The organism is Aliiglaciecola sp. M165 (assembly GCF_007197995.1).
Taxonomy (GTDB): Bacteria; Pseudomonadota; Gammaproteobacteria; order Enterobacterales; family Alteromonadaceae; genus Aliiglaciecola.
In genome coordinates, this window is the sequence record NZ_VKKH01000004.1 from 509,645 (window position 1) to 521,518 (window position 11,874).

9 protein-coding genes are annotated in these 11,874 nt (G+C 44.4%); 4 read left to right on the forward strand and 5 right to left on the reverse strand.

The features are described from left to right. The first annotated feature begins 4 nt into the window (after positions 1–4). Positions 5–3,430, forward strand: coding sequence for a PAS-domain containing protein (locus FM019_RS09525; protein ID WP_143835675.1), 3,426 nt, complete (start codon positions 5–7; stop codon positions 3,428–3,430). Positions 3,431–3,436: 6 nt separating this feature from the next. Here FM019_RS09525 and FM019_RS09530 read toward each other — a convergent pair whose 3' ends face one another. The 3 genes from FM019_RS09530 to acs all read right to left on the reverse strand — a co-directional run bounded on the left by FM019_RS09530 (position 3,437) and on the right by acs (position 6,972). Continuing rightward, positions 3,437–4,138, reverse strand: a complete 702-nt coding sequence (locus FM019_RS09530) for a heparan-alpha-glucosaminide N-acetyltransferase (protein ID WP_260681588.1) — start codon at positions 4,136–4,138, stop codon at positions 3,437–3,439. Positions 4,139–4,235: 97 nt separating this feature from the next. Beyond that, positions 4,236–4,895 carry a response regulator transcription factor gene (locus FM019_RS09535; RefSeq protein WP_143835676.1) on the reverse strand — a complete coding sequence of 220 codons (660 nt, stop codon included), beginning with the start codon at positions 4,893–4,895 and terminating at the stop codon, positions 4,236–4,238. Positions 4,896–5,031: 136 nt separating this feature from the next. Beyond that, positions 5,032–6,972, reverse strand: a complete 1,941-nt coding sequence (acs, locus tag FM019_RS09540) for an acetate--CoA ligase (protein WP_143835677.1) — start codon at positions 6,970–6,972, stop codon at positions 5,032–5,034. Positions 6,973–7,177: 205 nt separating this feature from the next. Here acs and FM019_RS09545 point away from each other — a divergent pair, with 205 nt between their 5' ends. Continuing rightward, positions 7,178–8,335, forward strand: coding sequence for a DcaP family trimeric outer membrane transporter (locus tag FM019_RS09545; protein WP_185969250.1), 1,158 nt, complete (start codon positions 7,178–7,180; stop codon positions 8,333–8,335). Positions 8,336–8,361: 26 nt separating this feature from the next. On the opposite strand, the gene FM019_RS09550 is transcribed toward FM019_RS09545, so the two are convergent. Both FM019_RS09550 and FM019_RS09555 read right to left on the reverse strand, forming a co-directional pair. Continuing rightward, the gene (locus FM019_RS09550) at positions 8,362–9,486 is read right to left on the reverse strand and encodes a GGDEF domain-containing protein (protein ID WP_143835678.1); all 1,125 of its coding nucleotides are present in this window, start codon (positions 9,484–9,486) and stop codon (positions 8,362–8,364) included. A 4-nt stretch (positions 9,487–9,490) separates the two neighbouring features. Continuing rightward, the gene (locus tag FM019_RS09555) at positions 9,491–9,970 is read right to left on the reverse strand and encodes an acyl-CoA thioesterase (protein ID WP_143835679.1); all 480 of its coding nucleotides are present in this window, start codon (positions 9,968–9,970) and stop codon (positions 9,491–9,493) included. 117 nt (positions 9,971–10,087) lie between these two features. Here FM019_RS09555 and FM019_RS09560 point away from each other — a divergent pair, with 117 nt between their 5' ends. Both FM019_RS09560 and FM019_RS09565 read left to right on the forward strand, forming a co-directional pair. Next, positions 10,088–10,981: a DUF1835 domain-containing protein gene (locus FM019_RS09560; RefSeq protein ID WP_185969241.1), complete on the forward strand. Its 894-nt coding sequence runs from the start codon at positions 10,088–10,090 to the stop codon at positions 10,979–10,981. Positions 10,982–11,040: 59 nt separating this feature from the next. Then, positions 11,041–11,685, forward strand: coding sequence for a DUF1456 family protein (locus FM019_RS09565; RefSeq protein WP_143835681.1), 645 nt, complete (start codon positions 11,041–11,043; stop codon positions 11,683–11,685). The last annotated feature ends 189 nt before the right edge of the window (positions 11,686–11,874 follow it).

Sequence of the window (11,874 nt, forward strand, 5' to 3'; positions counted from 1 at the left end):
CAAAATGACATTTGGTTGGGTGCTGTTGGCGTTAGTGTATCTTTTTGGGCTATTTTGGCTGGCCCGATGGGGAGACAAAGATACGCCCTTGGCTCGTTCTATCACCTCTCACCCCGGGATATACTCCTTAGCGCTAGCCATCTATTGCACTGCCTGGACATTTTTTGGTGCAGTGGGGGAAGCTTCTCGAAACGACTGGCGCTACTTACCGATTTTGCTTGGGCCTGCCTTAGTTTATGTTTTTGGCTACCGGTTTATTTACAAATTGGTACTGGTCAGTAAAAAACAAAATATCACGACCATTGCTGATTTTATCTCATCAAGATATGGCAAACGCCAAACCGTCGCCTTGTTAGTCACCATTATTGCGCTACTCGCCACAATTCCCTATGTCGCCTTGCAACTAAAAGCCATTGGATCAGCGTTTCAGATTGTTTCCGGGCAACAAAATAGTGAGTTAATTGTTGTCATCGCAACGATTTTCATTGCGATATTTTCGATTTATTTTGGCACGCAACGAACCGATGTCACCGAATATCGCCGAGGTCTCATGTTGGCGATTGCATTTGAATCAACGGTGAAGCTTATTGCTCTGGTCGCAATTGCCGCCATTGCCTATTTTTGGGCGTATGCTGACAACAGTACACAGTTCAACCAGTCATTAAAGGCGTTTGAATCAGTAGGAAACTTTCAATCCTTTGATTTCATTGCACAAACTATAATGGCTGGAGCCGCGATTATCTGCTTGCCACGCCAGTTTCATGTTGCAGTTGTCGACAATTTAAGCCTTGAACATTTAAAAACATCCCGTTGGATGTTTCCCCTTTATCTTTTGGCTACAGCTTCGGTGATCCCAATCATTGCTGCGGCAGGACAAACCCTGTTGGGTCAACAAGATCCTGATACTTATGTTCTTGGTCTGGCTGTATTATCTGATTCAATCATCGTCAAGATGTTGGTATTCGTGGGGGGGTTATCTGCGGCAACCGCGATGATTGTCATCGCCACTTTGACCCTGAGTACCATGGTGACCAACGATGTTATCTTGCCAAAATTGCTGGCTCGTAAACACATCAACCAGCCAGGATTTAATTACGGTAAAACCATTTTGCTTGTTCGGCGAGTGGTCATCGGATTCTTACTATTGTTTGCCTGGGGCTACAATCAACAGATGACCGGGAGTCGCTCACTTGCATCCATCGGATTAATTGCGTTCTCCTTGGTGGTGCAATTACTCCCTGCAATTGTCGGCGGCTTATATTGGAAACGTGGTCATGCCCATGGTGTCTATGCTGGTTTAATGGCAGGTATTGTAACCTGGATATTGTGGTTAATGTTGCCGGTTTTAGGTGGTGAACAAACTCTGACTTTGCAATCAGACACAATCAGCGCTGGTGCGATGCTTAGTCTGACCGCAAATGTCTTAGGTTATATTGCATTTTCTATTTTTTCTCAACCCAAGTTAATTGATCGGGTGCAGTCGCAAGCCTTTGTGTCGCCTAGAGAAGTGCAAGGTGGTGAACAAAAACGCCTTCGCTCTTTGGGAACCGTCGAAGATTTATTAACGCTGCTATCGACGTTCTTAGGTGATGAGCGAGTTAAAATACTGGCTCAAGACTTTTCCCAGCGAAACTCAATTTCCCTTCACCCCCACGATTACCCCGACACGGAATTTCTGCGTTATTGCGAGCGAGCTTTAAGCGGCGTACTCGGAGCATCCAGTGCAAAAGCATTAATTGATAGTGCCATGAGTGGCAAAAAGCTCGACTTTGAAGAAGTCGTCAACTTTTTTGATGATACCACTCAAGCGATAAAGTTTAACGCTTCTGCATTGTTTACCTCGATTGAAAGCCTGGAACAGGGTATCAGCGTGGTAGACAAAGAGCTCAATTTAGTTGCGTGGAATAAACGCTATCTTGAATTATTTGATTATCCTGAAGATATGGTTGATGTCGGCACGCCAATTGAGAAATTGGTTAGATACAATGCCCAGCGCGGCGAATGCGGGGTTGGAGATATCGACACACTTGTGCAAAAGCGCATTGATCATTTAAAGGCCGGGAATCCTCATCGATTTATCCGTCAGCGAAGTGATGGACGCATGATTGAAATGGTCGGAAACCCTCTACCAGGTGGCGGTTTTGTGACCAGCTTCAATGACATCACCTCTCACATCGAGATCCAAAAAGCCCTGGAAGAATCGAATATTAATTTAGAGCGGAGGATCGAAAAGCGCTCAGAAGAAGTCAAAGCGATTAATGCAGAACTGCACAGTGAAATACATCGCAGGGCAGAGCTGGAAACGGCGCTTGTGCAGGCCCGAAAGGATGCGGAATCTGCCAACGCCAGTAAAACCAGATTCCTGGCGTTAGCCAGCCATGATGTGTTGCAGCCCCTCAATGCTGCAAAGCTTTATGTTTCAGCGTTAAATGAGCTTGAAATAAACACCGAGGCACAGACTATCATCAGCAAACTCAGCGATAGTGTTAGTTCCACAGAAGCACTGATTGCCACCTTGTTAGATATTGCTCGGTTGGATCAATCTGAGGTGAAACTCAACATTGAAGACAATTCCATCAACAAACTACTCGCACCGCTAATCGATGAATTTAGTATGAAAGCGCAACGCAAAGGCTTGGTGTTAAGATGCCACGTTCGCGACCTTTGGGTCAAAACCGACAAAACACATTTGTATCGAATTGTGCAGAACATGCTTTCAAATGCAGTGAAATACACACAAAAAGGCAAAATCTTTCTTGCTGTGCGACGTCAACACGGGAAAGTCTTAATTCAGGTTTTTGATACTGGGCCTGGGATCGCTGAATCTGAACAAAACAAGATATTTGCAGATTTTTATCGTGTGGATGGCAGCAGTCAACATGGTGTTGGACTCGGACTGGGCGTCGTTAGCAGAATGGCAGCAAATATTTCAGCAACGGTAGATCTCAAATCAACCTTAGGCAGGGGTAGCTGTTTTTCCATTGCCGTGCCACTAGGTGAGTTCACCGTATGCAAAACAGATCCACCCAAACCTAACCTTCAAGGCTTAGAGGGCCTAAACATTTTATGTATTGACGATAAAACAGAGAATTTAGATGCCATGAACACCTTATTGAGCAAATGGCATGTGACTACACATCTGGCTGACACTGCTCAAAAGGCAATGCTTTGTATTCAGCAACAGGCGATAGATATATTGCTAGTTGACTATCATTTGGGTAGAGGAATAAATGGAATTGAATTGATCGAACAACTAAGAAAAGAAGGGAAACGTACGTTTCCCGCGGCGCTGGTTACAGCAAATCAGGAAGACGAGGTGATTGAACAGTGTAAAGCACAGAATATCCGTCACCTAAGTAAACCAGTTAAGCCCGCTAAACTCAGGGCGATGTTAAACAGCCTCAGGCAACAGCTAACGGCCCAGCGCTAAAAAGGCTTAACCGAGCCATTGAATCAGCCCAAAAACCGCAAACATGATGGGTTGATGAACAAGATAAATGATCAAACTATGTTTGCTGGCAAACATCACCGCGGGCCGGTTTCCCAACTTGGCTAACGGATCACGAATAAACCAGGGTTGATAGGCTAACCAAATTCCAATCAAAACCATGCCTGTCCAGGGAAAGAGTCCGACATAGTCGTTGGTATAAGCTGGCAATAAGTGTGCAATCGGCTGAAAGGGCCACATGCTGGTTACCCAGCCTAAATTAAATACTACGAAAATAGCAATACCTAACGTAAACGAAATCCTAGGGTAGCGAGCAAAGCCTACAGTTAACATACTTGCCACAGCGATAAACTGCAGTACCCCAAAAAAAATCCAGTTTTGCGGTGCCATGATCAACGACGAAATGGTGACTGCAATTGACCCAAGTATGACTAAACTCAACCGCTTGAAAAACGATTTTGCCTGGAAGCCTCTCCCATGCACCGCGGCTAACGAAAAGCCAACGCATAAGAAAAACAAGGTGAGAATAACCTGTCTAAACTGTCGCCACCCCTCTCCGTCTGGTGTATCCCATTCGACATAGCCAAAAAATCTCAAATCATAGATAAAATGGAATATGACCATTAATACGATGGCCAAAAAACGCATAAAATCGACGGTAAAAACTCTGTTTGATGAAAGCTGATTCACAACTCAGGTCTTGATCACGTTAAATTATCGATTTTCTTAGACTACCAGAGTCAACGCTGTGGTGGTTGTTTTTTGTTAGCCTGACTTGTCACGTTGACTATTTGTGACACAACTGCGGAGCTGGAGGCTCGAGTTGCAATTGGGAGGAGATCAATACCGCTTGGGTCCGGTTGTTAATGCCGAGCTTACGAAATAGGGCCGTAACATGAGCTTTCACCGTCGCTTCGGCGATATCTAGTTCAAACCCTATTTGCTTGTTGAGCAAACCATCGCGCATAAAACACAACACTTTATACTGTGCAGGGGTCAAACTGGCGACTTTCTCCGCCAATGCAGAAAATTCATCGTCGGTGTCATCAAGATCATTTGCCAAAGATTCAGGCACCCAGGTTTCACCGTTTAATATGGTTTTTACTGCCAATGCAATGTTTTGCGAGCTAGTGGTTTTTGGAATAAACCCCATCGCCCCCGTATTCATGACTTTGGATACAATATTTTTGTCTTCCAGACCTGAGACCACTGCCACCGGTAACTCGGGATAGAGTTTTCTGATATGAATTAAGCCAAACAAATCACTGCTACCTGGCATGTGCAAATCTAACAAAAGTAAATCCACATCATTGTGTTGTGCTTTTTCCAGTGTATCGTTCAAATCACTGGCTTCAAGCAATGTTAATTCACTCATTGATTGGCTTAAGGCGCTGCGCAACGCGTCTCGATAGAGTGGATGGTCATCAGCAACTAGCAGTGTATACATAGCATTTTCATTTTGTTATTTGGGTCTGTTAATTCAAGCAGTCGTTACAAAACAAATCAATAATTTCTTGCCCTGCTCAAAATTGTCTCTCACAACGGGTGAGTGGAGCGCCGCTCGAGCGCTCCATGCAGAGTACTCAACGGTGCAGACGGTTTTCGATCAAACTCTCCACCACAGACGGGTCTGCAAGGGTTGACGTGTCTCCCAGTTGATCATATTCATTGGCTGCGATTTTACGTAAAATCCTACGCATGATCTTACCTGAGCGGGTTTTCGGCAATCCAGGAGTCCAATGGATCAGATCGGGTGTTGCAATCGGGCTTAGCTCTTTGCGGACCCACTTTTTCACTTCGGCGGTCAAATCGTCATTCACATCTGTGCCTTCTACTGGCGTTACATAAACGTAAATTCCCTGACCTTTGATATCGTGTGGGTATCCAACGACAGCGGCTTCTGCAATGGATTCATGGGACACTAAGGCGCTTTCAATTTCTGCTGTACCTAAACGATGCCCTGATACATTGAGCACATCGTCAACACGCCCTGTGATCCAGTAGTAACCGTCTTCATCACGTTTGCATCCATCTCCGGTAAAATACACATTATCGTAGGTACTGAAATAAGTTTGAATAAAGCGTTCATGGTCGCCATAAACCGTGCGGGCTTGTCCTGGCCAGCTGTCTCTAATAATTAAATTTCCTTCTGCGGCACCTTCAAGTTCATTTCCCTCTCCATCTACCAGAGCTGGCTGCACACCAAAAAACGGTATGGTTGCTGAGCCAGGTTTGAGATCGACAACACTTGGTAAGGGTGATATCAAAATTCCACCGGTTTCGGTTTGCCACCATGTATCAACAATAGGGCATCGACCTCGGCCAATGGTTTCATAGTACCAATGCCACGCTTCAGGGTTAATTGGTTCCCCCACAGACCCGAGTAAACGCAAAGAGTCGCAGGTGGTGCCTTGTGCAGCAAAGTCTCCATGAGCCATGAGTGCTCGGATCGCGGTTGGTGCAGTATATAAAATATTGACCTTGTGTTTATCGACAACCTGACAGATTCGACGCATGTCTGGATAGGTAGGGATACCTTCAAACAGCAACGTTGTAGCACCATTCGCCAATGGACCATAAACCATATATGTATGGCCGGTGATCCATCCTACATCTGCGGCGCACCAGTAAATTTCGCCGGGACGATAATCAAAAATCAATTTGTGAGTGATTGCAGCATATACTAGATAACCACCCGTGGTATGCACTACACCTTTTGGTGTTCCCGTTGAGCCAGAGGTGTACAAAATGAACAGTGGGTCTTCGGCATTCATGACTTCTGGCTCGCACTCGGGTTCACAATCAGTGACTAATTCGTGCCACCAGACATCCTTGCCACCAAATGCTACATCGTTCCCGGTATTTTGAAAAACCAGTACATTTTCAATTGTCGGACAGCGATTGTCTTTGAGCGCTTCATCCACGTTTATTTTCAGAGGCACGCAATTTCCACCTCGACGCCCCTCATCGGCAGTGATCACCAGTTTTGCATCAGAATCGTGGATCCTGTCAGCGATAGCATTGGGCGAGAAACCACCAAAGATGATTGAGTGTACTGCTCCAATTCGGGTACAGGCCAACATCGCGACAGCCGCTTCGGTGACCATTGGCATATAGATCGCCACTCTATCGCCTTTGTTTAAACCAAGTTTCTTCAGTCCATTGGCCAGCTTACACACCTGATCATGCAGTTCCTGATAGCTAACTTTTTTATCCTTGTCCGGCGTATCACCTTCCCACAACAAGGCGGTTTGATCGGCTTGGGTAGCCAGATGCCTATCGATACAGTTGAAACTGACGTTTAACTGACCATCCTCAAACCATTTAATGCTGACATTCTCTTTGGCAAATGAGGTGTTTTTGATAATGCTTGGTTCTTTCACCCAATCCAATATTTTGGATTGTTCCCTCCAGAACACATCTGGAGAATCGATAGACTGTTTATACATTGCTTGATGCAGCTCGGCATTCATATGCGAACCTTGTTTTGCCTGATCAGGTACCGGATAAATTGAATCTGTCATAGTCGTTTTCCATTGCTATCGCTTAATTGTTAATAGTCCATACTCTAGCGCGCTTCCCAAAGAGTAAAATGAGACTTTGGTCGTACTGCTAATGGTTCATTAATTTAGCGTATACGACTTCAGTCTTATAGACCAACAGCTTATATGCATTTTATTGATCCTGATCCAAAGTTAAGCCAGCAATCACTGCATTAGGAAAATCATGATGAAAACAAAAATCGCAGCGGCATTATCTTTGGCTCTATTTACTTCAGTATCTTCACAGGCCAGTGTATTGGATAAAACTAAGGTTTCATTCTCGGGCTATATCAAGGCGGATGCTATGTTCAGTAGCTACAGTGACGGTACATTACCATCTGGAAGTATTGGCCGAGATTTTTATATCCCCAGCCTTACACCCGTGAGCGGCAATGACGAAGATACACAGTTTGATGCACATATACGTCAAACGCGTTTTCGCTTTACAACCAACACAGACCTAGACAATGGCGAAAAAGTGACCGGAGTATTGGAGTTTGATTTCCATGCTACCCCAAACGGAAATGAACGCATCAGTAACTCCTTTGAACCCAGGATCCGCCACGCCTTTATAAAATATCAAAACTGGTTAATTGGCCAAACTTGGTCGACCTTTCAAGACGTAAAAGCCTTGCCTGAAACCCTTGATTTTATCGGTGCGACGGACGGCACTATTTTTGACCGACAAGCGATGGTGAGATACACATCAGGAAACCTGGAATTTGCTTTGGAAAACCCCGAAACAACGGTTACACCATTTGGTGGTGGCGGACGAATAGTGACTGACGACAACTCTGTTCCAGATCTTGTTGCACGGTACACCTTTAAAGGCGATTGGGGACACGTCGCTGTTGCGGGTCTTTTAAGACAACTGGCTTATGTGAATAAACAAGGCGGAGCGGATATTGATAGCACAGAGACCAGTGCGGGGATCAGTCTGACAGCAAAATTCAATCTAGGTCAGGACGATCTGCGCCTGATGGCCAACTTTGGAAGCGGTTTAGGCCGATATCTGGCATTAAATGCGGTCAATGGGGCTGTGCTGAATGAAAACAATGAACTGGAAGCAATAGATTCATATGGTGTAAGCGTCGCGTACCGTCGCGTGTGGAGCGAAAAGTGGCGGAGTAATTTTACTTATTCCATGTTCAGCGCAGACAATGATGTAGCACTCACTGGCACCAGCGCGACAAAAGAAACTTACAGCGCCAGAGCAAATATACTCTACTCTCCTAGCAAGGAGCTTACCTTTGGTGCCGAGTATGCCTTTGCGAAAAGAGAGCTTGAAAATGGCGCCGATGGCGACATGAACCGTCTTCAATTTTCAGCTAAATACGCCTTTTGACCTGATAATGTGATGGGGCGGCTGTTTTATCCTATTTGACCTGAAAACAGCAGCCCTTCTTCAGATCCCACAACGGTATTTCGTCCATTTTTCTTCCCCATACAAAGCGCATCATCGGCGCACTTAATTAGCGCTTCCATATGACTAACTTCGTTTGCGGGCAGACAGCAATAACCAACGGTGATTGTGATACACACCTTTTTACCGTCATGTTCGATATTCAACGTTTCGACTGCCTGGCGTATTTTCTCAGCGACTTGGTGAGAATGCGTATGATCGACATCGCCTAACACAATTAGAAATTCTTCGTCCCCGAAACGACCTATACCATCAAGTTGTTGCCTGATTGTTTGCTGCAAAATATAGGCAACACGTTTTAACGCTTCATCACCAAATAAATGGCCAAATTGATCATTGATACTCTTGAAATTATCAATATCTATCATCATCGCAGACACCCAACCATTCGAGCCTTGTTTTTGCTCTATCATGGTTTCCAAAAACTCTTCAATACTGCCACGATTCATTATTTGGGTCAGACTATCGTATGTGGCTTGCTGCTGAAGTTTGAGCCCAAGTTTGCGACTGAGACGATCGAATTCGATGCCAAAAAATGCGCTGACCATACACGCCATGACAATCCAAAATGCCCGCGCATAAGTAACGGGTGACTCAACATCGTACTCTACAATTGAGGGAAAGAATCTGAAAGATTCGATGGTAAGAATCACAAAGCCAATCAGAAACACAGTGATCCCAATCGTTACTCTTTTGGAAGTCAGTAGACACACGAGTAAGGGCACTATTGGTATTACAGCGGCAAACTGACTATTTGGCCCGCCTGAAACTAAAACCAGGGGTAACAGAAAAAATAACCCTGCAAAAATCACTATATGTGGGTAGAAAGGTCGTGGGGTTGTATATTGCAATAAAGCAAATACGCCAAATGCCAGAATTGCATTAACGATCCCGATATAAGTCAACAAAACAGTCTGTTCAACAAGGAAAGGTCGAATTATTGTTGCAAACACAATCGCAACAAACATGAGCAATGCTGCACGCTTTGCTAAAACATTCCGAGAAACCTCGATGTTTGTCTGATTTGTTAAGAGGGTTGTATCGTCCTTAATGGTGAAATCCTTTTGCAACAATCTACTACTTCCATCCTAACGTTTGTTCGAAGTCATGGTCTAGCTTTTTCGCAAAATCTTTAGCGTGAATAGCGACCTTCTCTAACAAAGTGTCCTCTTCGGATTGGGGTTCAAAATGTGGAACCTCGATAGGATAACCCGCCTCATCCACTGCCATGAATGTGATAAAGCATCGATTTGTCACCACAACCGCATCTTCTTTGGGGTCGCTGGCTTTAACGACTACATAAATATGCATACTTGTTTTACCTGTATGTACAATTCTTGCACCCACGCTGACCAGTTGTCCGACTAATATGGGACGAATAAACCGAATAGCATTGGCCGAAACCGTCACACAATAACGCTTGCTCCATTGCGCGGCGCAAGCATAGGATGCTTGATCAATCCATTTCATGACCATACCGCCATGAACTTTTCCTCCGAAATTAACGTCTGTGGGTTCAGCTAAAAATCTAAATTCTGTTTGGCTATTGCTATTCATTTCAAACTCTTTGTTTTCAGTTACTTAACTTACTATAGATGACTTACATCGAAAGGTTGAGGCAAATATGAATAATTGCCTTTATATTGAACATAAATGGATTGGCGGCGGGAAAAAATGAAAAGGCTACACATTACCAATGGCGATAGCACGATTGATCTATTGCGTGCAGCAGGGATCGCCGGTGAATATTTACCATGGCGAGACATTTTACATTTTGGACCCGTACCCATGTGTGAGGATCTCCCTTCACTTTCAGTGATAAGAGCTGATTTCTTGGCATCTATGGGGATCACTAATCAAGCTGCGTTGCGAGAAGATTTTGCGGAACGGGACAATAAGTTAAACAAAGCGTATGACTTTGACGAAATCATTTTTTGGTTTGAGCATGATTTGTATGATCAGCTGCAAATTATTCAGTTATTTAGTTGGCTCACGGAACATCCCGTTATTGTGAAGAAATCTACGCTGGTCAACCCTAATAAACATCTTGGACACCACACACCAGAAGAAGCCATCGACTTGCTACCTACTCGCAGGCCAATTACGCAACAACAGCTAGATGTAGCAAAACAAGCCTGGTATGCGTTTCGCCAGACGAATTTGGAGCAGTGGCGGGAATTATGCAGCCAGATTACGGGAGCGTTGCCCTACCTAAAGGCGGCGATTCAAAGAAGCCTTGGTGAATTACCCCAACCTAACAGCGGCTGTACACAAACCGAAATGATGATTTTGGAATTAATTAATCGCGGTGAAAACCACGCAGGGCCTCTATTTCGGTCGTATTGCCAGCTTGAGCAAAATGAATTTCATGGCGATATGAGCTTTTTCTGGATTGTCGAGCAAATGATACAAGACACTCCGCCCCTTTTGAGAAAGACACAAGATGTTTTTGAATTAACAAAGTTGGGGAAAACAGTACTTGGCGGTAAGCAACGCTGGGAGCGCCAATACTCGCAACAGCATTGGTTGGGTGGTTACTGTATTTCTTCACCGAAAAGAAGCACATAACGCGTTTTATCCGCATTTAGGGTAGAATAACGTCATTATCCACCTATTTGGTCCAACTGATGAACCATAATGACGTGCTTAGGCGACTCAGATTTGCTTTGAGCCTTGACGATACAGCAACAATAAATATTTTTGCCCTTGCGGACTACTCCATGGAGCAAGATTACTTATCGACACTAATGAAAAAAGAGCAAGAACCTGGTTTTTTGCCTTGTAGAGACAAAATCCTCAGTCTTTTCCTTGATGGTTTAATCATTAACAAACGCGGAAAGCAAGAAGGGGTTGAGCCCGTTGTTCTCAAAGGAAGTGAGCGACTTAGCAACAATGACATCATGCGTAAAATTCGCATTGCGATGCAATATCGAGATGATGATATTATCAATTTGCTTAAAAGTGTTAACTTCAGAATGAGCAAAGGCGAGTTGTCTGCGCTCTTTCGCAAACCTGATCATCGCAATTTTAAGGAATGTGGCGATCAAGTTGTCCGTAATCTTCTAAAAGGAATGGTCGCTAAATACCGACCTGAAAGCGCAAAGAACGCTATTAATCCAACATCAAAACCCACAAAGCCAACTTACAAGTCGAAGGCGAGACCCGTAAAAAGCGATAGTCAAAAGGTTAGAGGTACATTAAGCAGAAATAAACCAACAGAAAATGTTGAAGAGAAACCCGACTCTGTGTGGGGAAAGGTAAAAACTAAATAAGGCGATGCGAACGAGCAAAAAGCGACTGCACGGACTCTATTTACCACATCTTCGCACTTTCCTAATGTCGTCCTTGTGCTACTGATACATCATCCTCGCGCTACTGGTACGTCATCCTTGCGATACTCATACGTCTTCCTCGCGAATGCGGGGATCTCTTTAACAAGCCACCATTTTTTAACTACAAAC